This window comes from Xanthobacter aminoxidans (assembly GCF_023571765.1).
Classification (GTDB): domain Bacteria; phylum Pseudomonadota; class Alphaproteobacteria; order Rhizobiales; family Xanthobacteraceae; genus Xanthobacter; species Xanthobacter aminoxidans.
In genome coordinates this window covers 200,147-226,949 of sequence record NZ_JAMJXC010000001.1, presented here as the reverse complement: position 1 = coordinate 226,949, position 26,803 = coordinate 200,147, and the positions used below count along the sequence as shown (strand labels likewise).

Sequence of the window (26,803 nt, the reverse complement as noted above, 5' to 3'; positions counted from 1 at the left end):
TCGGCCGCTGCGCGACGTTGTGCGCTGGGCCCCGGCTCGCATTCCGCTGACGCTTCATGCGTCCGGGGCGCGAGAGCGGGCTCGTGTCCCGGCCGACTGCAACGCAGCGCAGCGCAGCGGAAGGAGAGCCGGGACCCAGCGCAACATGCGCGCGCCCATGGCGCGCACCGTTTCCGGATCACGCCCATGAGCCTCCAGTCCCGTCCCCCCATCGTCCCGGTCCTGCCCGACAGCGCCCCCTTCTCCGCGGAGCAGCGGGCGTGGCTGAACGGCTTTTTTGCCGCAATCCTCTCCACCGAGACGGCGCCCGCCCCCATGGCCCTCTCGGCCGGCGATGCGGCGGCGCTGATGCCGGATATTTCCGCTCCCGCACCTGCGGAAGAAGATGACGGCGCACCCTGGCACGATCCGGCCATGCCGCTTTCCGAGCGCATGGCGCTGGCCGAGGGCAAGGCCCTGCCCCGGCGCATGATGGCGGCCATGGCGCAGCAGGATTGCGGCCAGTGCGGCTATGTCTGCGAGACCTACGCCAAGGCCCTGGCGAGCGGCGCGGAAGCCAAGCTCAACCTCTGCGCCCCCGGCGGCAAGGAGACGCTGCGCATGCTGAAGCAGCTCGCGGCGGAAACTTCGGCTCCGGCCGAGGCCGCGCCCGCTGCCGAGGCCCCCGCCCCCGCGCACGCCCCCGCAGCCACCGCCACCGGCACCCGCGAAAATCCCGGCGAAGTCACCTTCCTCTCCCGCACCCGCCTCAACAAGGCGGGCTCGGAGAAGGAGACCTGGCACGTGGAATTCGACCTTTCCGGCTCCGGCATCGACTATGCCGCCGGCGACAGCTTCGGCGTCTTCCCGGTGAACGATCCCGGCCTCGTCGCCGCCGTGCTGGAGGCGCTGCACGCCCCCGCGGACTTCCCCATCGCCGGCCATACGCTCGCCGAGGTGCTGGCCCGCGAGGTGTGCCTGAAATCGGCGCCGGACGCGCTCTTCACCCTCATCTCCTATCTCGTCGGCGGCGAGCGCAAGGCGAAGGCCCGCGCGCTCGCCAATGGCGAGGACCCCGACGGCGATGCCGCCACCCTCGACGTGCTGGCGGCGCTCCAGAAATTCCCCGGCATCAGGCCCGATCCGGAAGCCCTGATCGAGTGCCTGGAGCCGCTGCAGCCGCGGCTTTATTCCATCTCCTCCAGCCCCGTCGCCACCCCCGGCCGCCTCACCCTCACGGTGGATGCGGTGCGCTATGATCTCGATGGCCGCACGCGGCTCGGCGTCGCCTCCACCTTCCTCGGTGATCGCCTCGCGCCGGGCACGCGCATGAAGGCCTATATCCAGAAGGCGCACGGCTTCGCTCTGCCACAGGATCTGGCGAAGGACGTCATCATGGTCGGCCCCGGCACGGGCATCGCCCCCTTCCGCTCCTTCCTGCACGAGCGGCTGGCGACGCAGGCGCCGGGCCGCAACTGGCTGTTCTTCGGCCACCAGCGTCGCGAGACGGATTTCTTCTATGAGGACGAGTTGTCCGGCCTTCAGGCCGCCGGCTGCCTCACCCGCCTCGACACCGCCTGGTCCCGCGACGGCGCAGGTAAGGTCTACGTGCAGGATCGCATCCGCGAGGCCGGCGCCGAGTTGTGGGGCTGGCTGAAGGACGGCGCGCATTTCTACGTCTGCGGCGATGCCAGGCGCATGGCGAAGGATGTGGAGCAGGCCGTCGCGGATGTGGCCGCCACCCATGGCGTGCTTTCGGCGGAGGCGGCGGCGAAATTCGTCGCCGATCTCAAGACCGCCGGGCGCTATCAGGCCGACGTGTACTGAGCTAGAAATGATGGCCACGCCTCAGGCAGGACCGGCATGAACGCCCCCCTCACCTCGCCCCCTTCGGTGAAGACCACCTGCCCCTACTGCGGCGTCGGCTGCGGCGTGAAGGCGACGCCGGACGGGCGTGGTGGCGCTCTGATCGAAGGCGATCATGACCACCCGGCCAATCTCGGCCGCCTGTGCTCCAAGGGCGCGGCGCTGGGGGAGACGCTGGGGCTCGGCACCCGCCTGCTCCACCCGCTGATGCGCGGCGCGGACGGCGTGCTCGCCCGCACCACCTGGGATGACGCGCTGGATCGCATCGCGGGAGACCTCCGCACCATCATCGACCGGCACGGGCCGGGGGCGGTGGCCTTCTATCTCTCCGGGCAATTGCTGACCGAGGATTATTACGCCGCCAACAAGCTCGCCAAGGGCTTCCTCGGCACGGCGAACGTGGACACCAATTCCCGCCTGTGCATGTCCTCCTCCGTGGCCGGCCACAAGCGCGGCTTCGGCTCGGACACCGTGCCGGGGAGCTATGAGGATCTGGACGGGGCGGATCTCATCGTCCTCACCGGCTCCAACACGGCGTGGTGCCATCCCGTCCTGTTCCGCCGCATGGAACAGGCGCGCAAGGCGCGGGGCACGAAGCTGGTGGTGATCGACCCGCGCCGCACCGACACGGGGGCCGAGGCGGACCTGTTCCTGCCCCTCGCCCACGGCACGGATGCGGTGCTCTTCTCCGGCCTGCTGGTGCATCTGGCTGAGAGCCACGCCTTCGATGCCGCCTATGTGGAGGCGCACACCACAGGATTTGCCGAGGCGCTGGAAGCCGCCCGCGCCGTGGCGCCCGATGCCGAAACCACCGCGCGCGCCTGCGGGCTGGCGGTGGCGGACGTGGAACACTTCTTCGCCTTGTTCGCGGAAACCGCGCGCACCGTCACCTGCTATTCGCAGGGGGTGAACCAGTCGGCGGTGGGCACCGACAAGGTGAATGCCATCCTCAATTGCCATTTCGCCACCGGCCGCATCGGGCGGGAGGGCATGGGGCCCTTCTCCCTGACCGGCCAGCCCAATGCCATGGGCGGGCGCGAGGTGGGCGGGCTCGCCAACCAGCTCGCCGCCCACATGGGCTTTTCCCCCGCCGAGGTGGACCGCATGCGCCGCTTCTGGGGCGCGCCGCACATGGCGGAGCACGAGGGGCTGAAGGCGGTGGACATGTTCGCCGCCATCGGCCGGGGCGAGATCAAGGCCCTGTGGGTGATGGGCACCAACCCCGCCGTGAGCCTGCCCGAGGCGGATAGCGTGCGCACGGCGCTGGAAGGGCTGGAGCTGTTCGTGCTCTCCGAGAACGTCGTCGCCAACGACACCGCCGCCTGCCGCCCGCATGTGATGCTGCCCGCCGCCGCCTGGGGCGAGAAGGACGGCACCGTTACCAATTCCGAGCGCCGCATCTCCCGCCAGCGCCCCTTCCTGCCTCGCCCCGGCGAAGTGCAGCCCGACTGGTGGGCGCTCAAGGGCGTTGCGCAGCGCCTCGGCTTCGGCGCGGCCTTCGCGTGGCGCGGGCCGGCGGACATCTTCCGCGAGCATGCCGCCCTCTCCGGCTTCGAGAATGACGGCGCGCGGGATTTCGACATCTCCGCTTTCGCCGGCCTCACCGAAGCGGCCTACGAGGACATCGCGCCGGTGCAATGGCCCGTCCCCGCCGGCCGGGCGGAGGGCACCGCGCGCCTGTTCGCGGACGGCGGCTATTTCACGCCCGATCGGCGCGCCCGCTTCGTCGCCCCGCGCCCCGTGGTGGCGGTTTCGGCCGAGAACGATTTCCCCTTCCTGCTCAACACCGGCCGCATCCGCGACCAGTGGCACACCATGACCCGCACCGGCCTCGCCCCTCGCCTCGGCGCGCACATCCCGGCGCCGTTCGTGGCGGTGCACCCGGATGATGCCGCGCCGCTCGGGCTCGCGACGGGCATGCTGGCGGAGGTGACGAGCGCCCACGGCCGCGCGGTGCTGGAGGTGGTGGTCGATCCCGGCCAAAGGCCCGGCACGCTGTTCGCGCCCATCCACTGGAGCCACGCCAATTCGTCCGATGGCCGCGTCGGTGCGCTGGTGCACGCCGTCACCGATCCGGTCTCCGGCCAGCCGGACTCCAAGGCGACGCCGGCCGCGCTTTCCCCTCATGCCGCACCGTTCGAGGGCTTCGTACTGGCCCGCCGGCCCATGGCGCTGCCGGAGGGCGTGTGGTGGGCGCGCGCGGCGCTGGAGGGCGGCTATGGCTGGCGCCTTGCCGGCCGCATGGGGCCTGAGGACTGGACGCAATGGGTGAAGGCGGAAGGCCCGGCCGATGTCGCCGAGCTGAGCGACAACCCCTCCGGCCTCTATCGCGCCGCCGCCTTCGATGCGGACGGACGGCTCGACTTCGCGGTGTTCATCGGCGCCGCCGGCCAGCGCGTGGCGTGGGATGCGCTGAAGGGGCTGCTGGCGTCCGAGGTCTCGGCCGCCGACCGGCGCCTCGTGCTCTCCGGCCGCCGGGCGGGCGCGAATGCCGCCTGCGGGCCGCTGGTGTGCGCCTGCTTCGGGGTGCCGAAGGACACCATCCTCGCCGCCATCCGCGACGGCGCCGCCGATGCGGCGGCGGTGGGCGCCAGGCTCCAGGCCGGCACCAATTGCGGCTCCTGCCTGCCGGAAATCCGCAAGCTGATTCTGGAGGCGACGGCGCCGGCGTGAGTTGAGGGCCGGAGGCGTTGCGAGATCGGTTGCGTCCGGGCTGTCGCAAGCCCCATCGATCCTACACCACCGTCATGGCCGGGCTTGACCCGGAAGTCGGCTGCTGCCGACTTCCGCCTTGGAGAACGGAACCCGCAAACATGCGGGCTCCGGCCATCCACGTGGCGAGGCTGGGAATGAAATTCACCAGCCGTCTCAGGTGGATCGACGTGGATGCCCGGGACAAGCCCGGGCATGACGCCGAATGACGGATTTAGACGCGCATTCCCGCACCGCGCGCATCGATGCGCTTGTCCGGGGGACGGCCCTCCGGTCAAGCCGGAGGGCGACAGGTCAACGGCCTAAAAGGGAGGCGGAAGGCCTCAGCCTTCCTTGCCTTCGGCCTTGGCGCGCTCGATGCCTTCGAGGATCAGCTTGTGCGCCTCGGCGGCGTCGCGCCAGCCGACGATCTTCACCCACTTGTTGGGTTCCAGATCCTTGTAGTGCTCGAAGAAGTGCTCGATCTGCTTGAGGGTGATCTCGGGCAGGTCGTTGTAGTTCTGCACCTTGTCGTAGCGCTTGGTGAGCTTGGAGGAGGGCACGGCGATGATCTTCTCATCCATGCCGGCCTCGTCCTCCATCAGCAGCACGCCGACGGGGCGCACCGAGATGATCGCGCCGGCCACGATGGCGCGGGTGTTGGCCACCAGCACGTCGCAGGGGTCGCCGTCGCCGGAGAGGGTGTGCGGGATGAAGCCGTAGTTTCCGGGATACCGCATGGCGGTATAGAGGAAGCGATCCACGAAGAGGGTGCCCGCGGCCTTGTCCATCTCGTACTTGATCGGCTCCCCGCCGATCGGGACTTCGATCAGCACGTTCACGTCGTGGGGCGGGTTCTTGCCGATCGGGATCGCGTCGATGCGCATGGGATGCTCGCTCTTGACACTGGCTGCGGGACTTCGGGTCCGCTCCGACCAAAGTCGAATCGGCGCCACGCAAGGCTGCGCAGGCGCTTCGGACCCGACGGGCGGGTGCCCGTCCGGGCGCTACCGCTGCCAAGCGAAGGCGGTCTTGTCCAGCGTTTTCGAACCGAACTGCTCGGTCGAGGATGCGACCGGTTGCCCCCCCAACGCCTGATAGAAGCCCACGGCGCTTTCGTTTTCCGCGAGCGCCCACACCACGAGACCACCAAGCCGGGCGATGGCGAGATCGCGCCGGGCGGCCGCGAACAGGCGCTGGCCGAAGCCGAGGCCCTGATATTGCGGGTGGAGGTAGATTTCGTAAATCTCGCCGCCATAGGGCAGCGCCTTGGCGCGGTTGCCGCCGTAATTCACATAGCCGGCGATATCCTCGCCCACGAGCAGGACGGACAGGCGGCTGCCCCTGCGGATGGCGGCATCCCACCAGCGCGGGCCGCGCCGCTCCACCATGCGCTCCAGCTCGATGCCGGGGATGATGCCGCGATAGGCTGTTCGCCACGCGTCGTCATGGACCGCCGCGATCGCCTTGGCGTCGGCGGGCTTGGCCCTGCGGATCTCGATCAGGCCGGTCGTCATACACGTGATGGAAGCAAACCCGGCGCCTTCCATCAAGGGGCATGACGCAGGACAGCCGCAACCGGCGGGGGACGACGCCTTGAGCCTTGCCGCACGCGCGCCGAAACCGCGCGGCGGCATAGGCACTTAGGAGGTATCAGGCCGCGACCTCGGGGATGAGGCGCACCGTCATCACAAAGCGGCGTTCCTCGCCCGCGGGGATGTGGAGAAGGCCCGGCTTCTCCACGAACGGGCGGGTATCGCCCTCCGGCGTCGCATAGCCGGACCATGGCTCGATGCAGAGGTACGGCGCGCCGGGCTTGGTCCAGATGCCGAGGTCCGGCATGCCGGGAAAGGTGATGTCCAGCCCCGGTCGGCCCGGCACCCCATACTGGAGCCGGTGCGAATTGAGCCCGAGGAAGATCAGCGCGTCGCGCTCGAACATGGCGTCATCCGGCTTGAGCACGCCTTCGGCGGCGGGGCTCGGCTCGCTGGCGCGGGAGAGCAGGCCGTTGACGGGGCGATGGATGGGCGCAGGCTCGGGATGCTCGAAAATCACCCGGTGCTCGGCGCGCGTGCCGCCATAGGGCAGCGGCCAGAGGAAGGCTGGGTGGTAGCCGAAGCTCGCCGGCAGCACGCCGGGCCCGGGATTCGTCACCACCGCCTCCATGGCGAGCGTCGCGCCTTCGAGCGCAAAAGTGACCTCCAGCGCGAAATCGAACGGGTATTCCGCCCGCGTCGCCGCGCTGGGGAGAAGGCGGAAGGTGGCCCGGTCCGGCGCCTCTTCCACCACCTCGAACTCGGAGAAGCGCGCGAAGCCATGCCGGCGCATGGGGTGGCCCTTGCCCTCATGCACGAGGGTGAGGTCCGGCAGCTCGCCGACGATGGGGAAGAGCAGCGGCGCCCGGCCGGTCCAGAAGGCCGGATCGCCGTGCCACAGCAAGGCGCGGCCCTCGGCGTCGGCCAGCGCCCGCAGTTCGGCGCCCAGCGTGGAAATCTCCGCCGACAGCGCGTCCGAGCGCAGCGATACGGTCCTGCCCATGGTGTCCCCCCGGTTTCTTCCCTGCGCCAGCTGTAGCACCCGAGCGAAGCGGGGGCACGGGCTGGCGCGGCCCTCCCCAACGTCAGACCTACAACCAAAGGCGCACGCGCGGTATCCCTCACCCGAAAGTATTAGACAGCAAGGCTTCTGCAACAAGTGGGTTTCCAAGTCGGAAAAACGCCCACCGCGCCACGTAATAAAGCGTCAAAAAGCCACTCCAAACATTTACAGATCATCGATTCCCGCGCACTCCACAGAAGCAGGCAGCGCACTGCACAATACATTCGGCGTATGGCCGAAAGTACGGGGTTTCCTCAACTAGCGCGCGGCGTCGCCTCTGGTACAGAGTGCAGGGTGACGAGGCCGGTCGAGGCCAAGGTCGATCACGAAGATAACAACCGGGGCCCACGGGTACCGCGGGCTTTCAGGGAGGGCGACCCATGGACAATTCCGTGGCCGCACGCATTGCGGCCGATCCCAATTACCAGGCGCTGAAATCGCGCCGTTCGCGCTTCGGGTGGAGTCTCACCCTGGCGATGCTGGTCGTGTATTACGGCTTCATCCTGCTCATCGCCTTCCGCAAGGACCTTTTGGCCGCACGCATGGGTGACGGCGTGATGACCTGGGGCATTCCGATCGGCTTCGGCGTGATCGTGTTCACCATCCTCATCACCGCCATCTACGTCCGCCGCGCCAACGGCGAGTTCGACGCGCTCTCCGAGAAGATCAAGCAGGAGGCGCTCAAGTGAACGCGACGCTCCCGACCTCGTTCGCCCGCCGCACGTTCGCCATCGGCGCCGCGGCCGCGCTCGTCCTCGCCCCCACCCTGGCGCTCGCCGCCGGCGGCGATCTCGGACAGGCCGACAAGCAGGCCACCAACTGGACCGCGATCACCATGTTCGTGGTGTTCGTGCTGGGCACGCTCTACATCACGAAGTGGGCGGCCGCGAAGACCAAGTCGGCCGCCGACTTCTACACCGCGGGCGGCGGCATCACCGGCTTCCAGAACGGCCTCGCCATCGCCGGCGACTACATGTCGGCCGCCTCCTTCCTCGGCATCTCCGCCGCGGTGATGAGCTCCGGCTATGACGGCCTCATCTACTCCATCGGCTTCCTCGTCGGCTGGCCGATCCTGACCTTCCTGATGGCCGAGCGCCTCCGGAACCTCGGCAAGTTCACCTTCGCCGACGTCGCCGCCTTCCGCTTCGCCCAGACCCCGGTGCGCGTGTTCGCCGCCTCCGGCACCCTGGTCGTGGTGGCGTTCTACCTCATCGCCCAGATGGTGGGCGCCGGCCAGCTCATCAAGCTGCTGTTCGGCCTCGACTACTGGATCGCCGTGCTGATCGTCGGCGCGCTGATGATGGTCTACGTGCTGTTCGGCGGCATGACGGCCACCACCTGGGTGCAGATCATCAAGGCCTGCCTGCTGCTCGGCGGCGCCACCTTCATGGCGGTCATGGTGATGTGGCGCTACGGCTTCTCGCCCGAGAAGCTGTTCGCCGCCGCGGTCGAGGTGAAGACCAACATCGCCGCCGCCAAGCCCGGCACCACGCCCCAGGCGGCGGCCGCGGCCGGCCAGTCCATCATGGGACCGGGCAACTTCATCAAGGACCCGATCTCGGCCATCTCCTTCGGCATGGCGCTCATGTTCGGCACCGCCGGCCTGCCGCACATCCTGATGCGCTTCTTCACGGTTCCGAGCGCGAAGGAAGCCCGCAAGTCGGTGATGTGGGCCACCGCCTGGATCGGCTACTTCTACCTCCTGACCTTCATCATCGGCTTCGGCGCCATCACCTTCGTGCTCACCAATCCGGAGTTCCTCACCGGTCCCGGCGGCGGGCTCATCGGCGGCGCCAACATGGCGGCGGTGCACCTCGCCCATGCGGTCGGCGGCAACGTGTTCCTCGGCTTCATCTCGGCGGTGGCGTTCGCGACCATCCTCGCGGTGGTGGCCGGCCTCACGCTCTCGGGCGCCTCGGCGGTGTCGCACGACCTGTATTCGACGGTCATCAAGAAGGGCAAGGCCGACAGCGCCTCGGAGCTGAAGGTCTCCCGCATCACCACGGTCTGCCTCGGCATCCTCGCGGTGCTGCTCGGCATCGCCTTCGAGAAGCAGAACATCGCCTTCATGGTGTCGCTGGCCTTCGCGGTTGCCGCCTCGGCCAACTTCCCGGTGCTGTTCATGTCGGTGCTGTGGAAGGACTGCACCACCAAGGGCGCCGTCATCGGCGGCTTCCTGGGGCTCCTGTCCTCGGTGGTGCTGACCGTGCTCTCGCCCTCGGTCTGGGAGGCGACGCTCGGCTACCCCGCCGGTTCCGCGCCGTTCCCCTACACCTCGCCGGCGCTGTTCTCCATGACGCTCGGCTTCGTCGGCATCTGGCTGTTCTCGATCCTCGACAACAGCCAGCGGGCGAAGATCGACCGGGCCGGCTTCCCGGCGCAGGAAGTGCGTTCCGAGACGGGCATCGGTGCGGCGGAGGCGTCGGGGCACTGACCCTTCGTCAGTCGCTCCATGCTAGGCTGACGCCATGCCACGGCCGGACCACATGACCGGCCCCCCGAACGGGGACCGCCGGGAGGATGAACCCCGGGCCGCCACGGCCCGGGGCACAGCCCCCCACGGTCCCGAGGACGCCCCCGCAGCGTCCGGCCCGCCCGCCCCCGGGCGGGCCTCGCCGTCAGAACGGGACCGGCGCGAGCTGGTCTCGCTCATGACCTCGCGGGTGCGCGACGTCTATCTGCGCAAGCCCTTCTTCGTGGACGGGGCGACCGACCTCGTCTCCCTCTGCCGCGACCTCTCCGCCCGCCGCCTCAGCGAGGCCGTGGTGCGCGACGCCGGCCGCATCGGCATCTTCACCACCACCGACCTGCGCGACGCGCTCACCCGCGACACGCCCCCCGCAGCCCTCACGGTGCGCGAGGTCGCAACCTTCGAGCCCTGGTGCATCTCCCCCGATGCCGAGCTGTTCGAGGCGCTGATCCTCATGCTGCGCCACCGCATCCACCGCCTGCTCGTGCGCGAGGGCGGCGGACGGGCGACGGGCGCGGACGGCATCGTCGGCGTGCTCGGCCAGCTCGACCTGATGGCCTTCGTCGCCAACCATTCCCATCTGATCGCCCTGGAGGCCGCCCACGCGGGCAGCCTCGACGAACTGAAGGCCGCCGCCCGGCAGATCGACAGCATGGTCGCCGTGCTCAGCGCCGATGGCGTGCGCGTGGAGGTGATCGCGGCGCTGGTGGGCGAACTCAACCGGCAGGTGTTCCGCCGCCTGTGGGAGCTGCTGGCGCCGGAAGAGCTGCGCGCCAAATCCTGCCTCGTCATCATGGGCAGCGAGGGGCGCGGCGAGCAGATCATCAAGACCGACCAGGACAATGGCCTGCTCCTCGCCGACGGCTTCGCCTTCGCGGGGCTCGACGACATCACCGCGCGCTTTACCGCCGCGCTGATCGATTTCGGCTATCCCCCCTGCCCCGGCGGCGTCATGCTCAGCCGGCCCACCTGGTGCCAGCCGCTCTCCGCCTTCAAGGAGACGCTGAAGGACTGGATCCACGGCGGGGCGCAAGACGGGCCCATGAACCTCGCCATCTTCCTCGATGCCGTGGCGGTGGCGGGCGATCCTTCCCTGCTGGCGGCGGCGCGGGGGCATGTGGATTTCCTGATGATGGGCGACCACGGCTATTTCGCCCGCTTCGCCCAGGCGGTGGAACGCTTCGGCGAGAGCGGGAGCTGGTGGAGCCGCCTGCCCGGCCTCACCGGGCGCGGCGCGGCCGAGGTGGACCTGAAGAAACTCGGCATCTTCCCCCTCGTCCACGGCGTGCGGGCGCTGGCGCTGGAGCACCGCATCACCGCCCTCGGCACCGCCGACCGGCTCGCCGCGCTGGTGGCGGCCGGGCACATGGACGAGGGCTTCGCCCGCGATCTCACCGATGCGCTGCGCCTGTTCATGGGCATGAAGCTCGCCAGCAACCTCCGGCAGATCGCCGAGGGCCGCGCCCCCGGCAATGCGCTGCGCCTCGCCGATCTCGGCACGCTGGACCGGCAGGCGCTGAAGGAGGCCCTCGCCATCGTGCGCGGCTTCAAGCAATGGCTCTCCCGCCACTACCGGTTCGACACCCTATGAGCCCCGGCCGAGGCTCCGAAGACTCCCCCGAGCCGCCGGGAGGGCGCGGGCCGGACCGCCAAGGACCGGACCGCCAGGGGCTCATTGCGCTGGCGGCGCTGGGCGTGCTCGCCTTCAATTTCCCGCTGCTGGCCGTGTGGGACACGGAGGCGACCGTCTTCGGCCTGCCGCTGCTGCCGGTGGCGCTGTTCGCCATCTGGGGCGCGCTGATCGCGGCTTTGGCGTTTGCGAGCGAACGGCGCGGGCATGGGGCGGCCTCCCCCCTTCTCCCGGCCGAGCCGGACGAGCACTGAGGCGGCATCATGAACCCCGCCCTCTCCCCGGCCCTCGTCATCGGCGTCGCCGCGCTCTATCTGGCGGCGCTGTTCGCCATTGCCGCCTTCGCGGATCGGCGCGCGCGGGAGGGCCGCTCGCTCATCGGCAATGCGTGGGTCTACGGCCTGTCGCTGGCGGTCTATTGCACCGCCTGGACCTATTTCGGCAGCGTCGGCCGCGCGGCGACCACGGGCGTGTGGTTCCTGCCCATCTATCTCGGCCCGACGCTGGTGATGCTGGTGGCGTGGGTGGTGGTGCGCAAGATGATCCGCATCGCCCACACCTACCGCATCACCTCCATCGCCGATTTCATCGCCTCCCGCTATGGCAAGAGCCCGCTGGTGGCGGCGGTGGTGACGCTGATTACCGTGGTCGGCATCGTCCCCTATATCGCCCTGCAACTGAAGGCCGTCTCCGCCGGCTACACGGTGCTCACCGCCACCGGCGCGCAGACGGCGGCGCCGAGCTGGTGGCAGGACGGGACGCTGCTTGTGGCGCTCGCCCTCGCGCTCTTCACCATATTGTTCGGCACCCGCCACCTCGACAGCGCCGAGCGGCACGAGGGCATGGTGGCGGCGGTGGCGGCGGAATCGCTGGTGAAGCTCGTGGCCTTCCTCGCGGTGGGCGCCTTCGTCACCTACGGCCTGTTCGGCGGCTTCGCCGATGTGTGGGCCCGCGCCTCGGCACTGCCGGGGGTGAAGGGGCTGCTCACCCTCTCCGGCGCGGGCAATTTCGCCTGGGCGCAATGGTTCAGCCTCACGCTTCTTTCCGGCCTCTCCGTGCTGCTGCTGCCGCGCCAGTTCCAGATGATGGTGGTGGAATGCGTGGACGAGCGGCACCTGAAGCGCGCCGCATGGCTGTTCCCCGCCTATCTCCTCGCCATCAACATCTTCGTGCTGCCCCTCGCGCTGGGCGGCCTCGTGCTGCTGGGCAAGGGCGCGGACCCGGAAACCTTCGTCCTCACTTTGCCGCTGGCGCACGGGGCGGGGGCGCTGGCGCTCATCGCCTATGTGGGCGGGCTTTCGGCGGCGACGGGGATGCTCATCGTCGAGACCATCGCCGTCTCCACCATGGTCTGCAACGACCTTGTCATGCCAGCGCTGCTGCGCCTGAAGCTCATCCGCGCCGACGGGGGCGACCTCACCCGCCTCCTCCTCAACATCCGCCGCGCCGCCATCCTCGGCGTGCTGCTGCTCGGCTATCTCTATTTCGTGGTGGCGGGGGAGGCCTATGCGCTGGTCTCCATCGGCCTCATCAGCTTCGCGGCGGTGGCGCAGTTCGCCCCCGCGCTGCTCGGCGGCATGTACTGGCGCGGCGGCACGCGCCTCGGCGCATTGGGCGGGCTGCTCGGCGGCTTCGCGGTGTGGGCCTATACGCTCATGCTGCCCTCGGTGGCGAAGTCCGGCTGGATGGATGGCGCCTTCCTCACCCACGGCCCGTTCGGCATCGCCGCCCTGGCGCCGGAACGGCTGTTCGGCCTCTCCGGCCTCGACAACCTTTCCCACGCTCTGTTCTGGAGCCTCTTCGTCAACGGCGTGCTCTATGTGGGGCTCTCGCTCTGGCGCGCGCCATCCGGGCGGGAGGCGAGCCAGGCGCTGCTGTTCGTGGACGTGTTCGCCCGTGGCCGCAGCGCCGCCGATCCCGTCTTCTGGCGCGGACGGGCGCACCGGGCCGACCTCGAAGCCCTCGCCCGGCGCCTGCTGGGCGCGGACACCGCCCGCCAGATCTTCGAGGACCACGCCCGCGAGCGCGGCACCGGCGACGTGGCGGACCTCACCGCCGATGCCCGCCTCGTGGACCTCGTGGAGCGCCGCATCGCCGGCGTGGTCGGCTCGGCCTCCGCCCGCGTGCTGGTGGCGGCGGTGGCGGACGAGGAGCCGCTGGGCGCCGGCGACGTGATGGACATCCTCAACGAGGCCTCGCAACTGCGCGTCTATGCCCGCGCGCTGGAGGAGAAATCCCGCTCGCTGGAGATCGCCTCCGCCGAACTGTCCGCCGCCAATGCGCAATTGCGCACGTTGGACGAACTGAAGGACGACTTCATGTCGTCCGTGACCCACGAATTGCGCACCCCGCTCACCGCCATCCGCGCCTTATCCGAACTCATGCTCGACACGCCGGACATGGAAAGCGAGCAGCGGCAGGACTTCCTGCGCATCATCGTGGGCGAGAGCGAGCGGCTGGGGCGGCTCGTCAACCAGGTGCTGGACATGGCCAAGATCGAATCGGGCCATGCCGAGTGGCACAGCACGGATGTGGACCTCAGGGCCCTCGTCACCGACGCGGTGAAGGCCACCGCCGAACTTGCCCGCACCAAGGGCGCCGAGATCGTGCTCACCGCCCCCGCCTCGGTGCCGACCGTGAAGGCCGACCCCGACCGCCTCACCCAGGTGATGCTGAACCTCATCTCCAACGCCGCGAAATTCGTGCCGGCGCAAGGCGGGCGCATCGATGTACGGCTTTCCGCCGATGCCGACGGGCTGGAGGTGCAGGTTCAGGACAACGGCCCCGGCGTACCGGCCGCCGATCGCGACACCATCTTCGAGAAGTTCCGCCAGGGCGGCGACGCCCTGAACCGTCCCCCCGGCACCGGGCTCGGGCTTCCGATCAGCCGCCGGATCGTGGATCATTTCGGCGGAAAGATCTGGCTGGATCAACGGGAGGGGAAAGGCGCATGCTTCGCCTTCCGGCTGCCGCTCCGGTCCCAAGGGGCGAACGCCCCGACACTAACAATTTCGGCAGAAGCCGAAGAGACCACATGAGGAGGAAACGCCATGGACAGGGAGATCGCCATGGAGCCGGGCGCCCATCCCGCGCCCTGCCCGCAAGGGGCCAAGGTGCTCATTGCCGATGACGAGCCCAACATCGTCATCTCGCTGGAGTTCATGATGAAGCGCGAGGGCTTCGCCGTGCTGGTGGCGCGCGACGGCCGCGAGGCGCTGGAGACCATCCGCCGCGAGCATCCGCGCCTCGTGCTGCTGGACGCCACCATGCCCGGCATGAGCGGCTTCGACGTGTGCGAAGCGGTGCGGGCGGACGCCGAGGTGCGCGCGACCCGCATCGTCATGCTCACCGCCAAGGGCCGCGAGACCGACATGGCGCGCGGCGTTGGGGCGGGGGCGGATGCCTATGTCACCAAGCCCTTCTCCACCCGCGAACTGATGCAGAAGGTGAAGGACATGCTGGCCGAGCCGCCCGCCGGGAGCCTGCCTGCATGAAATTGCCGCGGGGGACGGGCGCTGTTCTGGCCATGCTGCTGCCGGGGCTCGCCCTTGCGCTGTGGCTGGTGCTGGGCGCCGGCTTCCTGCTGATGGCGCTGGATGGCGATGCGCGCACCGCGCTTCTTGGCGCCCTCGCCCCGGTGGCCGAAAGCCACGGCATGGTTCTGGTGCTGTGGTGGGTGCTGTTCTCCGCCGGCGCCGGCCTGCTCGCGCGGCGGTTCTATGTGGCCCATGCCGAGGCACCGGCCCGCCTCGCCGATGCGGCGCGGGTGCTGGCGGGCGATCCTGCCGCGCCGCCGGTTCCCGCCACCGGCCCGGCCGGGCTGAAGGCCTTGGGCGAGGTGGTGAACGATCTCGCCGCCCAGCGCCGCGCGCTTCAGGACGATATGGCCCGGCTGGTCGCCGAGGCGAGCCGCGACGTCGCCTTCCAGCGCGACCAGCTCGCCGCCCTGATGGCGGAGCTGGAGCAGTCGGTGGTGGTGCTGAACCTCGAAGGCCGCATCCTCCTCTACAACGCCCGCGCCCGCACCCTCTTCCGCCGCCTGTTCCGCGCGCCGGGCAGCGCCGCGGGTGGAACTGGGGAAGGCGTCGGCGCCGACCCCATCGGCCTCGGCCGCTCCATCCACACCGTCATCGATCGCGCGCTGATGGACCATGCGCGCGAGACGGTGGAACGGCTGATGGGGCGGGGAGAGGCGCGGCCCTCCGCCCGCTTCGTCACCACCACGCCGCTGGGCCATCTGGTGCGGGTGCTGCTCGCCCCCGTGCGCGCCGAAGCTGGGGGCGCGGTGACGGGGTTCGTGCTGCTGCTCGACGACATCACCGACGAATACGAGGCCCGCGCCCGGCAGGACCGCACCCTCATCGACCTCAACGAATCCGCCCGCGCCTCGCTCGCCGCCATGCAGGCGGCCCTCGACATGCTGGACTATCCCGACCTCGACGCGCCCGACCGCGAGCGCTTCCAGGCGGTGGTGCGCGACGAGGTGATGGGGCTCGGCACCCGCCTGTCGCTGGCCGCCGATGCCTCCAGCGACCTGGGCAGCCGCTGGCCCCTGCAGGACATGCTGGGCGCCGACCTCGCCGCCGCCGCCGCCCGCCGCATCGCCGCCGACACCGGGCATGCCGTCGCGACCGATGCGGTGGATGCCGACATCTGGCTGAGCGTGGACAGCTTCGCCCTCATCGGTGCCCTCGCCTTCCTCGCCGCCCGCGTGGCGGAGGCCGAGGGCGGGGCCGATCCCGCCTTCGCGCTGCGCCTCGCCCCGGCCGGCGGGCGGGTCCATCTCGATCTCGCCTTCGCCGATGCCCATGCGGCGGCCGGCGGCGCCGGCTGGCCGGGCGCGCCCATGGGAGCCTCGCAACTGTGCGTCCGCGACGTGGTGGAGCGCCACGGCGGGGAACTCTGGCTGGAGCGCGCGCGCTCCGGCTCCGGCGCCTGCTTCCGCTTCCTGCTGCCGGCGGCTTCGGAAGGCCATGCCGAGGCGGCGGCCCCAGCGGAGAGCCGGCCGGCCTATTTCGACTTCGACCTCTTCGCCGCCAGCGCTGGCAGCCACGCCAGCGACGATCGCCTTCTGAGCGAGCTCGCCTATACGGTGTTCGACACCGAGACCACCGGCCTCGACCCGGCCGGCGGCGACGAGATCCTCCAGATCGGCGCCACCCGCATCGTCAACGGACGCATCCTCTCCAGCGAATGCTTCGACCAATTGGTGGACCCCGGCCGCTCCATCCCCGAGGCCGGCATCGCGGTGCACGGCATCCGGCCGGAGATGGTGCGCGGCAAGCCGCGTATCGGCGAGGTGCTGCCCGCCTTCCACGCCTTCGCGGCGGAGACGGTGCTGGTGGGGCACAACGTGGCCTTCGACATGCGCTTCCTGACGCTGAAGGAGCAGGCGAGCGGCGTCGCCTTCGACCAGCCGGTGCTGGACACCCTGCTCCTCGCCGGCCTCGCCCATCCCGGCGAGGAGAGCCACAGCATGGAAGCCATCGCCGGCCGCCTCGGCGTCACCGTCTCCGGCCGCCACACAGCCTTGGGCGATGCGCTGGTGACGGCGGACATCTTCCTGAAACTGCTGCCCCTGCTCCGCGCGCGCGGCATCCGCACATTGGGCGAGGCGCGGGCGGCGGCTGCGACGTCCTATTACGCGAAGCTGAAGTACTGAGGCCTCACCCCACCCCGTCCAGCAGCCCCGCCAGCGCCTCCGGCTCCAACACCATGGCATCGTGGCCGGTGGGCATCTCGATGAAGGTCCATCCCGCCTGCCGCGCATAGGCCCGCGCCGGCTCCATGGGCAGATAGAGCGGATCGGTGCAGGAAATATAGGTCGAGGGCCGCCCGTTGCCCACGGGATGGGAGAGCGCGAGCGGGCTCTCGTAGGAGCCCACCGGATGGGGCGTGAGGCGGCGGCGCACCCAGTCCGCGCGGGGATGATCGGCGGGGACGCCGAAGGCCGTCACATCAGGCACCGGCATGGCGATGCCGCCCGCCTCCGCCACCTTGCGACGCCGCTCCGCCACCACCTCCGCCGGCAGCACGCCGAAGGCGCTCTCGCCATTCTGCAAGATGGTGGCATCGAGATAGACGAGCGCACAGATGCGCTCCGGCATGGCATCCGCGACGCCACTGATGACCGCGCCGCCGTGGCTGTGGCCCACGAGGATGATGTCTTCCAGTTCCTCCGCCTCGATCACGCCCGCCACGTCGGCGACGAAGGTGGCGAGGCTGATGTCGGGGCTCATGAGATGGCGCCGCTCGCCGAGGCCGGTGAGGGTCGGCGCGAACACGCGATGGCCGCGCCCGCGCAGGAGGTCCGCCACCTCCCGCCAGCACCAGCCGCCGTGCCATGCGCCGTGGACGAGCACAAAGGTCTTCGGCGAAATCTCGTCCGCGGGCATGGGCGCGCCTCCATTTTTGACGGAGTGAAGCAGCCTTCTCCCGGCGCGGCAATGCGGATGAATTGCGTCCCGCGTGCCCGTCCCTTAAGCCTTCGCCGGAGACGAGAAAGGGCGCGACGATGGCGGACGAGACCCCCACCCTGAAGGACTTCGCCCTCGCCCTCTATGGCCGCGAAGGCGTGCCGCCCGCCTGCCTCACCCTGCAGGACGCGACCGGGCTCGACGTCAATATCCTCCTCTTCGCCGCCTGGCGCGGGGCGGCGCTGCGGCAGGAGGTGGGCGCGGCCGACATCACCGCCGCGCGGGCGCTTGTGGCGGACTGGCACAATGAGGTGGTGAAGGCCCTGCGCACTGTGCGCCGCCGCCTGAAGACCGGCCCCAGCCCCGCGCCGGACGCACGCACGACGAAGCTGCGCGCGCAGGTACAGGCCATCGAGATCGCCGCCGAGATCATCGAGCTGGAAGAGCTGGGCACACTCCCCGCCGGCCCGCTTGCACTGCACCAGACCGATGCGGCAGCCCTCGCCCGCGCCGCCATGGCGCAGGTGGTGGTGGCCTTCGCCGGCCGGCAGCTCACGGATGAGGAAGAGGCCGCCGTGCGCGCCATCGCAACCGCGATCTGAGCCTCAGCGCGCGCGGCCCTGACCGGGGTTCATGAGGCCGCAACCACCCCCGTCACGGCCGGAATGCGAAGGCACGCTCGTGGCGGCGTTCCACGCCCTTCAGCGCGGCGAGATCCCGCACGCCGAGCTGGCCCATGGCCACCTGCACTTCCTCGGTGAGCAGTTCCGCCACATAGTCCGCGCCGCCATCGCCGATGCCGGCGAGGCCGATGAGGAAGGCGCGGCCGCAGAAGGTGCTGGTTGCGCCGAGCGCCAGCGCGCGGGCCACATCGAGGCCGGAACGGATGCCGCTGTCGAACAGCACGGTGGCGCGCGTCCCCACTGTAGACGCGATGGCCGGCAGAACGTCGATGGCGGCCGGCGCGGCATCGAGCTGGCGGCCGCCATGGTTGGAGACGAGGATGCCATCCACGCCGATGGAAGTCGCCCTCTCCGCATCGGCGGGATGCATAATGCCCTTCATCACCAGCGCGCGCGGCCAGGCATCGCGCAGGCGCTTCACCGCCTCCCAAGAGAAGGTGCCCTTGATCTCGCTCTGCACGAATCCGGCGGTCTTGGGCAGCGTCGCGGGCGCTTCCACATAGGGCGTCATGTTGGCGAATTGCGGCGTGCCGGCCTTCGCCAGCGCCAGCGCCCACGGCAGGGCCAGGGCCACGTCGCGCACGGTGCGGGCCGTGGTGCGGAAGGGCACGACGAGGCCGTTGCTGAGGTCCCGCGGGCGCTTGGAGCGCACCGGCGCGTCCAGCGTCGCCACGAGGGCGCGGGCGCCCGCCGCCTCGGCCCGGCGCACCAGATCGAGGGTGACGAGATGGTCCCGCCCCGGCAGGCCATAGAGCTGGAACCAGGTGCAGTCGCCGGCGAACGCCGCCACCTCCTCGATGGAGGCGCTGGCCAGCGTGCCCACCACATAGGGAATGCGCGCCTTCGCCGCCGCTGTGGCGAGGAGCTGCGTGGCGCCGGGCCACACCAGCCCGTCCACGCCCACCGGCGAGATGCCGATGGGTGCGCTGTAGCGGGTGCCGAAGAGATCGACGCCGGTGTCCACCGGTCCCGGCGCGCCGTAGCGCGGCACCAGCTTCACGGCATCCAGCGCCGCGCGGTTCTCGGCGATGCCCACGTCGGCGCCGGTGCCGCCTTCGAGGAAATCCCAGGCGAAACGCGGGATGCGGCGGCGGGCGGCACGCTCCAGATAGTCGAGCGTCGGCATCCGCTGCTTCAGCCGCGCCGCGGCGCTGGTGCCGGAGCCGGCGCCCCAGGCTGCGGCGGGCGCGGCGGCGGGTGGAACGGCGGCGGGTTGAGAGGCGCGCCCGCTGATGGCGCGGTCCGTCATCGCACGGCTCCCATGGCGTTTCCTCGTCTTGTCTTGTTCCCGCTGTGGTAGAGCGCCAGCCGCCATCACCGCAAATAATTACGGATTATCGGGGAAATCAGCGTGACTGATCTTGCCCCGCCCCCGCCGCCGCGGGGGCGACACCGGCGCCGCGGCGCGCACAAAGGTGGCGGCGGAGCTGGCGGCATCCACCAGATCCTGCCGGATCACCTCCACCACCGCATGGGCCGCCGCCGAGATGGCCCGGCGCGGCTGGTGCACCATGGCGATGGAGCGCGTGAGCGGGGTGGCGAAGCGATGCCCCCGCACCCGTCCGGCCGCCAGCACCTGATGCAATGCGATGGTGGGCAGCACGGTGGCAAGATCGGTGGTCGCCACCACCTCGCAGATGGCGGAGAGCGTGTCGATCTCGATGCGCGGCTTCAGCTCGATGCCCGCCTCCGCCGCCTGCGCTTCGAGGATGGCCCGCAGGCCGTGGCGCTTGGAGGGCAGCACCAGATCGAGCCCGCCGAGATCGGCGAAGCCGAGGTTTTCCGGCACCTTGAGAGGCGCATCCGTGCGCGCGGCGAACACCATCTCCTCGTCGAGGATATGCTGGGAGGCGAGCCCCCGTTTCTGCCGCGGCACGTTGATGATGGCGAGGTCCAATTGGCCCGTCGTCACCCAGTCCATCATGGTCTCGGTGTAGCCCTCGCAGGCGGAGAATTCCACGTCGGGATAGCGCGCGGCGACGGTGGCGGAGGAGTTCGCCAGCGTGCTCTGCGCCACCGAGGTGATGAGCCCCACCACCACCCGGCCGGACACACGTCCGTCGAGCCGCGCCATCTCCTGCATGGCGTGCTCCACGTCGCGCACGATGGGCGAGATGAGCCGTGCCAGCGCCTCCCCCGCCGGGGTGGTGGAAACGCCGTGGGCGCTGCGATCGAACAGCTTCTTGCCGAATTCGGCTTCGAGCTTGGCGATCTGCATGCTCAGCGCCGGCTGCACGATGTTGAGCTGGCGCGCCGCGCGGGTCACGTTGCCGGTCTCCGCGAGGCACAGGAAATACTGCATCTGCCTGAGGTCCATCGCGACTGTCCTTCGCGGCCCTGCTTGAAATCAGCATGAATGATAACGTCGATAACCATTCATTATTTGCAGTGATTACTACCTTTGTCTATGACCTGATAACCGGCTCACGGAGCCGTCGCCCAGAAGGCCGGAACGGCCCGTGGCGGGGAGGGATCGTCGGCAAGGACGGGCGCATGGCGCCCGAACGATGCGTCTTGCCTTTTCCACATCTCCCGTCCGGCCTCAGCCACATGTGCGGCAGCGCGCGGAGGAGATGCCATGCAGGATCACAAGCGTCTCGTCGTCGGCATCTCCGGCGCCTCCGGCGTGATCTACGGCGTGCGGATGCTGGAGCTGCTGCGCGCGGCCGGCATCGAGACCCATCTCGTCATGTCGCGCACCGCCGAGATCACGCTGGCCCACGAAACCGACCGCAAGGTGGCGGACGTGAAGGCCCTCGCCAGCGTGTGCCATTCCAACGACGACATGGCCGCCGCCATCTCCTCCGGCTCGTTCCGCACGCTGGGCATGGTGGTGGCGCCCTGCTCCATGCGCTCCATGTCCGAGATCGCGTCCGGCGTCACCGCCAGCCTGCTCAGCCGCGCCGCCGACGTGGTGCTGAAGGAGCGCCGCCGGCTGGTGCTGATGGCGCGCGAGACGCCGCTGCACACCGGCCACCTGCGTACCATGACCCAGGTGTCCGAGATGGGCGCCATCATCTCCCCGCCCATGCCGGCCTTCTATTCCCGCCCCGCCAGCCTCGAAGAGATGATCGACCACACGGTCGGGCGGGTGCTCGATTTGTTCGACATCGAAGTGGGCGCGGTGCGCCGCTGGGGCGAGGAGAGCGGCCCGCGCCGCCGCAAGGCCCCCCTGCGCCAGATCGCGCCCGCCAGCTGAACGCCCCCATTCCCGACCAGCGGAACCTGAGACCCATGTTGGAACCCCGCCCCCGTCCCGCCACGCAGACGCCCCCCGATCTGCGCATGTCGGATTTGCGTTCTTGGCTCGCCGACCTCGCCGCCCACGGCCGGCTGGCGGTCGCGCGGGAGAACCTGCCGCTGGCCGACAACCTCGCCGCCGTGGCCAAGCGCACCGAGCGCGACAAAGCGGTGCTGTTCCCTCATCCCGTGGGCGCGGACGGCAAGGCGCACGACATGCCCGTCGTGGTGAACCTCTTCACCCAGCGCGCATGGGTGGCGGATGCCCTGGGCGTCACCGAGGACCAGTTGCTGCCCCACTTCCTCGCCGCCGCCGCGAAGCCGACGCCATGCGTTGAAGTCACCTCCGCGCCCGTGCAGGAGGTGGTGCATAACGAGGTCAATCTCCTCGCCCAGCTGCCCATCCCTTCCCACAACGAGCTGGACAGCGGCCCCTACATCACCGCCGGGCTGCTCATCGCGCGCAATCCCGTCACCGGGGTGCAGAACGTCTCCATCCACCGCTGCCAGATCAGCGGGCCGAACCGCATCGGCGTGCTGCTGCTGCCGCGCCACACGCTGGCCTACTACCGCATGGCGGAAGAGGCGGGCGCGGCGCTGGAGATCGCCATCGTCATCGGCGCACACCCGGCGCTGCTCCTCGCCTCGCAGGCCATCTGTGCGCTGGACGAGGACGAGATGGAGATCGCCGGCTCCCTCCTCGGCCGCCCGGTCGAGGTGGTGAAGTGCAGGACCAATGCGGTGCGCGTGCCGGCCGCCGCCGAGATCGTGGTGGAAGGGCGCATCCTGCCCAAGGTGCGCGAGCCGGAAGGCCCGTTCGGCGAGTTCCCGCAATATTATGGCCCGCGCGCCGCCCGCGAGGTGATCGAGGTGGATGCGGTGACCCATCGCCGTCACCCCATCTACCACACCATCGTCGGCGGCTCGTTTGAGCATCTGGTGCTCGGCGGCGTGCCGCGCGAGGCGACGCTGCTGCAGCACCTCAAGCGGTCCTTTCCGAACGTGCTGGACGTGCGCCTCACCCGCGGCGGCACCTGCCGCTATCACCTCGTCGTCAAGATCGACAAGGAGCGCGAGGGCGAGGCCAAGAACATCATCCTGTGCGCCTTCGGCGGCCACTACGACGTGAAGCAGGTGGTGGTGGTGGACAAGGACGTGGACATCTCCAGCGCCGACGAGATCGAATGGGCGGTGGCCACCCGCTTCCAGGCCGACCGCGACATGGTGGTGGTCTCCGGCGCGCTCGGCTCCAAGCTCGACCCCTCCACCGACGAAGGCGGCATCGGCGCCAAGCTCGGCCTCGACGCCACCGCCCCGCTCTCCGACGATCCCCTCGCCTTCCGCCGCATCCGCGTGAAGGGCGAGGAGAGCGTGGACCTCTCCGACGCGCTGGTGAAGGACCCCAACGCCGCTTTCGCCCGCATCGTCGCTCAGGTCTCCTGAACGGGCTGACCTGATCCAAAGCCGGCGCGGCCGAGCCGCGACCGCGCACAACAGAAGCCGGGCGCTCCGCGCACCGGCCACCCGACCGGGAGGATTTCCATGTTCAGGACGACAACCCGCCGCCTCTTCTGCGCCGGAGCCTTTGCCGTCGCCTTCGCCGCCGGCACCGCGCAGGCCGCCGACAAGGTGAAGGTCGGCATCAACAATGTGGTGTCGGACGTGGTGTTCCACCTCGGGCTCGAGCGCGGCATCTTCGCCGCCGAGGGGCTGGACGTGGAGCTGATCGCCTTCGATTCCGGGCCGAAGATGGTCGCCCCGCTGGGCGCGGGCCAGATCGACGTGGGCGCGGGCGCCTCCTCCGCCGGGCTCTACAATGCCGCCGCCCGCGGCATCAACATCAAGGTCGTCGCCGACAAGGGCTCCACCCCGGTCCATTACGACTACATGCCCCTCATGGTCCGCAAGGAGCTGGTGGAGAGCGGCAAGGTGAAGACCATCGCCGATCTCAAGGGCATGCGCGTCGGCTCCGTGGGACCGGGTGCGGCCACCAACGCCAAGATGGCACATCTCCTCGCCAAGGCCGGCCTCGGCTACAAGGACGTGAACCACACTTACATCGGCTATCCCCAGCAGATCGCCGCCTTCACCACCGGCGCCATCGACGCCGCCATCAGCACCGAGCCGTCCGTGACCCAGGCGGTGAACAACGGCGTCGCCGTGCGCTTCGTGGTGGACGGCTATCCGAACCAGCAGGTGGCGGTGCTGCTCTATGGCGGCGACTTCATCGCCAAGCGCCGCGACGTGGCCCAGCGCTTCATGAACGCCTATGTGAAATCGGCCCGCATCTTCAACGACGCCACCGCGGGCGGAAAGTTCGACGGCAAGGGCGCGGACGAGGTCGTCAAGACCATCATGCGCACCACCGGCCTGAAGGACGCCGAGCTGTTCAAGACCATGATCCCGAACGGCATCGACCCGGATGGCAAGGTCGATACGCAGAGCATGGCGGAAGACCTCAAGTTCTTCACCGAAAACGGCTATCTGGAGCGCCCGGCCAAGGTCTCCGACGTGGTGGACACCTCGTTCGCGGACGCCACCCTGAAGGCGCTCGGCCCCTACAAGGCCGCCCAGCACTGACGCGCGACCAGCGCGCGCGGGGCACCCCCGCAGCGCGCGCCCCATCGGCATCCGGAGGACAGATTGATGGCCGTCGTGAGCATGTTGAACGTGAAGCCGAGCCCGGCAGCATCCGCGCCGCCGGTACAGATTTCCATGCGCGGCGTGCGCAAGTATTTCGGCTCGTCCGGCTTCGTAGCGGTGGATGGCATCGACCTCGACATTCCGCAGGGCCAGTTCTTCGTCATCGTCGGCCCCTCCGGCTGCGGCAAGACCACCCTTCTGCGCATGCTCGCGGGGCTGGAAAGCGTCAGCGAAGGCAGCATGAAGCTGAACCGGACGGACCCGAGCCGGCCGGAGAATTCCATGATCTTCCAGGGCGACAGCCTGTTCCCCTGGATGACCGTCTACGACAATGCCGCCTATGGCCTGAGGATGCGCAGGGTCGCCGAGAAGGACGTGGCGGAGAGCGTGAAGCTCTGGCTGGAGCGCATCGGCCTCTACCGCTTCCGCGACCGCTATCCCAACCAGCTCTCCGGCGGCATGCGCCAGCGCGTTTCCATCGTGCGCGCCTTCGCCAACGATCCCGAGATCCTGCTCATGGACGAGCCGTTCTCGGCTCTCGACGAGCAGAACAAGATGCTGCTGCATGAAGAATTGCTGCGCATCTGGGAAGCCACCAAGAAGACCGTTGTCTTCATCACCCATTCGGTGGACGAGGCGGTGACGCTGGGCGACCGCATCATGATCATGACCGCCAATCCGGGGCGCGAGAAGGCCATCATCGACGTGCCCTTCGCCCGCCCCCGCAACGTGCTGGAGCTGCGCCACGATCCCGCCTACGGCGACCTGGTGTTCCACATCTGGGAGCAGTTGCGCGACGAGGTGCAGCGCGCCCGCATGAACGCCGAGGGAGGCAAGTGATGGCAAGAAAGTCCAGCCTCATCGGCGAGCGTTTCATCGGGCTTCTCACGCCCCTCCTTCTGCTCGGCCTGTGGGAGGCGGCGGCGCGCATGGGGCTCATCGACGCCCGCTTCTTCCCGCCGCCCTCCAGCATCGTCCACACCTTCGGCGCGCTCGTCGCCTCGGGCGAATTGTGGACCAACCTCGTGGCGAGCCTGCGCCGCCTCTTCCTCGGCATGCTGCTCGGCGGCGTGCCGGCGCTGTTCCTCGGCCTCGCCATGGGCATCTCGAAGCCGCTGCGCGCGGCCATCGACCCGCTGATCTCGGCCACCTACCCCATCCCGAAGAGCGCCATCCTGCCCCTCGTGCTGCTCATCTTCGGCCTCGGCGAGATGTCAAAGGTGGTGATGGTGGCGCTGGGCGCCTTCTATCCCATCCTCATCAATACGGTGATGGGCGTCGCCAACATCGACAAGATCTATCTGGACGTGGGCCACAATTACCGCGCCAGCCGCTGGCAGGTGTTCCGCACCATCGCCCTGCCGGGGGCGCTGCCCTCCATCATGGCCGGGGTGAAGCTCGCCATGGGCATGGGCCTCATCCTCATCGCCATCTCGGAGATGGTCGCCGCCTCCGACGGCATCGGCTACATGATCTGGAACGCCTGGCAGGTGCTGACGGTTGACACCATGTATGTGGGGCTGTTGGTTATTGCGCTGCTCGGCTTCGTCTTCTCCGTCATCCTCGACGAGATCGAGCGGATGCTGATCCCCTGGAAGGCGAAAGCTTAAGCTTAGAAAGAGGCCGGATGTCGAACGCGCTCCGGATCGCGCACGGGGCCTTCGGGCGGGTCGCCCTTCTGGACATGGACCGCCCGCTGGTGCGCCATGCGCATCCGCATTGCCACGTGCTCCTCAAGGTGGAGGGCGCGGACACCCAGTTCGCAGTCGGCGAGGGGCTCGTCCCCCTCACCGACCGTTCGTGCGTCCTGGTGAGCGGCTGGGAGCCGCACGCCTATGTGCATGATCCCAACCGGCCGAAGACCATCATCCTCGCCCTCTATATCGAGCCGGACTGGCTGAAGACCTTCCGCCCCGGCTGGGTCGCCTCGGGCGGCGCCGGCTTCTTCGCGCAGCCGGGCGGGGAGGTCTCGCCGCGCATCCGCCGCCTCACCCACGACCTTGCCGCCGCCATGATGGCCGAGCCCGATGCCAAGGCGGTGCACGAGGCGCTGCTGGCAGACCTGATGATCGCCGTGGTGGAGCGCTTCACTCCCTGGCGCAGCTTCTCCATCCGCGCATTGGACGGCCAGCGCCGCATGGACTGGCGCATCCGCCGCGTCGTGGACGGCATGCGCGCCAACCTCGCCGAGGAGGTGGACACGTCAACTCTCGCGAAGGAGGCCGGCCTGTCGCGGGCGCACTTTTTCCGTCTGTTCGAGGCCTCCACCAACGTCCCGCCGCGCATCTATCTCAACGTCATGCGGGTGGAGGCGGCGGTGGCCGCCGTGACCGCCGAGGATGGCAGTTTCACCCATATCGGCGAACGCCTCGGCTTTGCCGCGCCCTCCCATTTCACCCGCTTCTTCCGCGACCATACCGGCGTGACGCCGAGCGAATTCCGCGCCATCTCCCGCATCGCAATGTGAGGCCGGGGCATCGCGGAAAGCCCGCGCCGACGCTCGATTTCGCAGCGCGACGCCCGGCCAGTCTCCCACCGCAGCGCACAACGGCAAATGAGACTCCTCGGTAAAAGCTGAGACGGCTCG

22 protein-coding genes are annotated in these 26,803 nt (G+C 69.5%); 16 read left to right on the top strand and 6 right to left on the bottom strand.

What is annotated here, in order from left to right; all coding sequences use genetic code 11:
- Window positions 1-186: 186 nt before the first annotated feature.
- Both EJ105_RS00965 and EJ105_RS00960 read left to right on the top strand, forming a co-directional pair.
- Complete coding sequence (locus EJ105_RS00965; protein ID WP_250164971.1) at window positions 187-1,806, top strand: sulfite reductase subunit alpha; 1,620 nt, start codon at window positions 187-189, stop codon at window positions 1,804-1,806.
- Window positions 1,807-1,842: 36 nt separating this feature from the next.
- Window positions 1,843-4,518 (top strand): nitrate reductase, encoded by a 2,676-nt coding sequence (locus EJ105_RS00960; RefSeq protein ID WP_250164970.1) that lies wholly within the window; start codon window positions 1,843-1,845, stop codon window positions 4,516-4,518.
- 362 nt (window positions 4,519-4,880) lie between these two features.
- Here EJ105_RS00960 and ppa read toward each other — a convergent pair whose 3' ends face one another.
- The 3 genes from ppa to EJ105_RS00945 all read right to left on the bottom strand — a co-directional run bounded on the left by ppa (window position 4,881) and on the right by EJ105_RS00945 (window position 7,074).
- Complete coding sequence (gene ppa, locus EJ105_RS00955; RefSeq protein ID WP_029556675.1) at window positions 4,881-5,423, bottom strand: inorganic diphosphatase; 543 nt, start codon at window positions 5,421-5,423, stop codon at window positions 4,881-4,883.
- A gap of 120 nt (window positions 5,424-5,543) precedes the next feature.
- Complete coding sequence (locus EJ105_RS00950) at window positions 5,544-6,053, bottom strand: GNAT family N-acetyltransferase (RefSeq protein WP_029556674.1); 510 nt, start codon at window positions 6,051-6,053, stop codon at window positions 5,544-5,546.
- 136 nt (window positions 6,054-6,189) lie between these two features.
- Window positions 6,190-7,074, bottom strand: a complete 885-nt coding sequence (locus EJ105_RS00945) for an aldose 1-epimerase family protein (protein WP_250164969.1) — start codon at window positions 7,072-7,074, stop codon at window positions 6,190-6,192.
- A gap of 440 nt (window positions 7,075-7,514) precedes the next feature.
- Here EJ105_RS00945 and EJ105_RS00940 point away from each other — a divergent pair, with 440 nt between their 5' ends.
- The 7 genes from EJ105_RS00940 (at window position 7,515) to EJ105_RS00910 (ending at window position 16,896) form a co-directional block, all read left to right on the top strand.
- Window positions 7,515-7,823, top strand: a complete 309-nt coding sequence (locus tag EJ105_RS00940; RefSeq protein WP_024277041.1) for a DUF485 domain-containing protein — start codon at window positions 7,515-7,517, stop codon at window positions 7,821-7,823.
- Between the two features lie 41 nt (window positions 7,824-7,864).
- On the top strand, window positions 7,865-9,568 hold the full coding sequence (locus EJ105_RS00935; RefSeq protein WP_029556672.1) for a cation acetate symporter: 1,704 nt from the start codon (window positions 7,865-7,867) through the stop codon (window positions 9,566-9,568).
- Between the two features lie 217 nt (window positions 9,569-9,785).
- Window positions 9,786-11,195, top strand: coding sequence for a putative nucleotidyltransferase substrate binding domain-containing protein (locus EJ105_RS00930; RefSeq protein WP_250164968.1), 1,410 nt, complete (start codon window positions 9,786-9,788; stop codon window positions 11,193-11,195).
- On the top strand, window positions 11,192-11,488 hold the full coding sequence (locus EJ105_RS00925; RefSeq protein WP_250164967.1) for a hypothetical protein: 297 nt from the start codon (window positions 11,192-11,194) through the stop codon (window positions 11,486-11,488). Before EJ105_RS00930 ends, EJ105_RS00925 begins: the two co-directional genes overlap by 4 nt.
- A gap of 9 nt (window positions 11,489-11,497) precedes the next feature.
- Window positions 11,498-14,272 (top strand): ATP-binding protein, encoded by a 2,775-nt coding sequence (locus tag EJ105_RS00920; RefSeq protein WP_250164966.1) that lies wholly within the window; start codon window positions 11,498-11,500, stop codon window positions 14,270-14,272.
- 12 nt (window positions 14,273-14,284) lie between these two features.
- The gene (locus tag EJ105_RS00915) at window positions 14,285-14,728 is read left to right on the top strand and encodes a response regulator transcription factor (protein ID WP_245279316.1); all 444 of its coding nucleotides are present in this window, start codon (window positions 14,285-14,287) and stop codon (window positions 14,726-14,728) included.
- Complete coding sequence (locus EJ105_RS00910; RefSeq protein ID WP_250164965.1) at window positions 14,725-16,896, top strand: 3'-5' exonuclease; 2,172 nt, start codon at window positions 14,725-14,727, stop codon at window positions 16,894-16,896. The genes EJ105_RS00915 and EJ105_RS00910 overlap by 4 nt, the downstream gene beginning before the upstream one ends.
- A 4-nt stretch (window positions 16,897-16,900) precedes the next feature.
- Here the strand turns inward: EJ105_RS00910 and EJ105_RS00905 are convergent, their stop codons facing one another.
- Window positions 16,901-17,629 (bottom strand): alpha/beta fold hydrolase, encoded by a 729-nt coding sequence (locus tag EJ105_RS00905; protein ID WP_250164964.1) that lies wholly within the window; start codon window positions 17,627-17,629, stop codon window positions 16,901-16,903.
- A 119-nt stretch (window positions 17,630-17,748) separates the two neighbouring features.
- Here EJ105_RS00905 and EJ105_RS00900 point away from each other — a divergent pair, with 119 nt between their 5' ends.
- Window positions 17,749-18,252 (top strand): TIGR02444 family protein, encoded by a 504-nt coding sequence (locus EJ105_RS00900; RefSeq protein ID WP_250164963.1) that lies wholly within the window; start codon window positions 17,749-17,751, stop codon window positions 18,250-18,252.
- Window positions 18,253-18,304: 52 nt separating this feature from the next.
- Here EJ105_RS00900 and EJ105_RS00895 read toward each other — a convergent pair whose 3' ends face one another.
- A complete protein-coding gene (locus tag EJ105_RS00895) occupies window positions 18,305-19,582 on the bottom strand; it encodes an alpha-hydroxy acid oxidase (protein ID WP_250164962.1) in 1,278 nt (425 codons plus the stop codon).
- A gap of 78 nt (window positions 19,583-19,660) precedes the next feature.
- Window positions 19,661-20,650: a LysR family transcriptional regulator gene (locus EJ105_RS00890; RefSeq protein WP_250164961.1), complete on the bottom strand. Its 990-nt coding sequence runs from the start codon at window positions 20,648-20,650 to the stop codon at window positions 19,661-19,663.
- Between the two features lie 261 nt (window positions 20,651-20,911).
- On the opposite strand from EJ105_RS00890, the gene EJ105_RS00885 reads away from it, so the two are divergent.
- From EJ105_RS00885 to EJ105_RS00860, 6 genes are all read left to right on the top strand, one after another.
- The gene (locus EJ105_RS00885) at window positions 20,912-21,532 is read left to right on the top strand and encodes a UbiX family flavin prenyltransferase (protein ID WP_250164960.1); all 621 of its coding nucleotides are present in this window, start codon (window positions 20,912-20,914) and stop codon (window positions 21,530-21,532) included.
- A 35-nt stretch (window positions 21,533-21,567) separates the two neighbouring features.
- Window positions 21,568-23,016, top strand: a complete 1,449-nt coding sequence (locus tag EJ105_RS00880; protein WP_250164959.1) for a UbiD family decarboxylase — start codon at window positions 21,568-21,570, stop codon at window positions 23,014-23,016.
- A 99-nt stretch (window positions 23,017-23,115) separates the two neighbouring features.
- Window positions 23,116-24,153 carry an ABC transporter substrate-binding protein gene (locus EJ105_RS00875; protein WP_250164958.1) on the top strand — a complete coding sequence of 346 codons (1,038 nt, stop codon included), beginning with the start codon at window positions 23,116-23,118 and terminating at the stop codon, window positions 24,151-24,153.
- Window positions 24,154-24,219: 66 nt separating this feature from the next.
- Window positions 24,220-25,056: an ABC transporter ATP-binding protein gene (locus EJ105_RS00870; RefSeq protein ID WP_250164957.1), complete on the top strand. Its 837-nt coding sequence runs from the start codon at window positions 24,220-24,222 to the stop codon at window positions 25,054-25,056.
- Window positions 25,056-25,826, top strand: a complete 771-nt coding sequence (locus tag EJ105_RS00865; RefSeq protein WP_250164956.1) for an ABC transporter permease — start codon at window positions 25,056-25,058, stop codon at window positions 25,824-25,826. The genes EJ105_RS00870 and EJ105_RS00865 overlap by 1 nt, the downstream gene beginning before the upstream one ends.
- Before the next feature lie 17 nt (window positions 25,827-25,843).
- The gene (locus EJ105_RS00860; protein WP_250164955.1) at window positions 25,844-26,683 is read left to right on the top strand and encodes a helix-turn-helix transcriptional regulator; all 840 of its coding nucleotides are present in this window, start codon (window positions 25,844-25,846) and stop codon (window positions 26,681-26,683) included.
- Window positions 26,684-26,803 lie beyond the last annotated feature (120 nt).

Bases quoted from the DNA above. Each gene is read 5' to 3' on its own strand.
- EJ105_RS00860 (WP_250164955.1), top strand. From the start codon at position 25,844: ATGTCGAACGCGCTCCGGATCGCGCACGGGGCCTTCGGGCGGGTCGCC.
- EJ105_RS00930 (WP_250164968.1), top strand. From the start codon at position 9,786: ATGACCTCGCGGGTGCGCGACGTCTATCTGCGCAAGCCCTTCTTCGTG.
- EJ105_RS00880 (WP_250164959.1), top strand. From the start codon at position 21,568: ATGTTGGAACCCCGCCCCCGTCCCGCCACGCAGACGCCCCCCGATCTG.
- ppa (WP_029556675.1), bottom strand. From the start codon at position 5,423: ATGCGCATCGACGCGATCCCGATCGGCAAGAACCCGCCCCACGACGTG.
- EJ105_RS00885 (WP_250164960.1), top strand. From the start codon at position 20,912: ATGCAGGATCACAAGCGTCTCGTCGTCGGCATCTCCGGCGCCTCCGGC.
- EJ105_RS00865 (WP_250164956.1), top strand. From the start codon at position 25,056: ATGGCAAGAAAGTCCAGCCTCATCGGCGAGCGTTTCATCGGGCTTCTC.
- EJ105_RS00870 (WP_250164957.1), top strand. From the start codon at position 24,220: ATGGCCGTCGTGAGCATGTTGAACGTGAAGCCGAGCCCGGCAGCATCC.
- EJ105_RS00960 (WP_250164970.1), top strand. From the start codon at position 1,843: ATGAACGCCCCCCTCACCTCGCCCCCTTCGGTGAAGACCACCTGCCCC.
- EJ105_RS00910 (WP_250164965.1), top strand. From the start codon at position 14,725: ATGAAATTGCCGCGGGGGACGGGCGCTGTTCTGGCCATGCTGCTGCCG.
- EJ105_RS00900 (WP_250164963.1), top strand. From the start codon at position 17,749: ATGGCGGACGAGACCCCCACCCTGAAGGACTTCGCCCTCGCCCTCTAT.
- EJ105_RS00950 (WP_029556674.1), bottom strand. From the start codon at position 6,053: ATGACGACCGGCCTGATCGAGATCCGCAGGGCCAAGCCCGCCGACGCC.
- EJ105_RS00915 (WP_245279316.1), top strand. From the start codon at position 14,285: ATGGACAGGGAGATCGCCATGGAGCCGGGCGCCCATCCCGCGCCCTGC.
- EJ105_RS00875 (WP_250164958.1), top strand. From the start codon at position 23,116: ATGTTCAGGACGACAACCCGCCGCCTCTTCTGCGCCGGAGCCTTTGCC.
- EJ105_RS00895 (WP_250164962.1), bottom strand. From the start codon at position 19,582: ATGACGGACCGCGCCATCAGCGGGCGCGCCTCTCAACCCGCCGCCGTT.
- EJ105_RS00945 (WP_250164969.1), bottom strand. From the start codon at position 7,074: ATGGGCAGGACCGTATCGCTGCGCTCGGACGCGCTGTCGGCGGAGATT.
- EJ105_RS00890 (WP_250164961.1), bottom strand. From the start codon at position 20,650: ATGGACCTCAGGCAGATGCAGTATTTCCTGTGCCTCGCGGAGACCGGC.
- EJ105_RS00905 (WP_250164964.1), bottom strand. From the start codon at position 17,629: ATGCCCGCGGACGAGATTTCGCCGAAGACCTTTGTGCTCGTCCACGGC.
- EJ105_RS00940 (WP_024277041.1), top strand. From the start codon at position 7,515: ATGGACAATTCCGTGGCCGCACGCATTGCGGCCGATCCCAATTACCAG.
- EJ105_RS00965 (WP_250164971.1), top strand. From the start codon at position 187: ATGAGCCTCCAGTCCCGTCCCCCCATCGTCCCGGTCCTGCCCGACAGC.
- EJ105_RS00920 (WP_250164966.1), top strand. From the start codon at position 11,498: ATGAACCCCGCCCTCTCCCCGGCCCTCGTCATCGGCGTCGCCGCGCTC.
- EJ105_RS00925 (WP_250164967.1), top strand. From the start codon at position 11,192: ATGAGCCCCGGCCGAGGCTCCGAAGACTCCCCCGAGCCGCCGGGAGGG.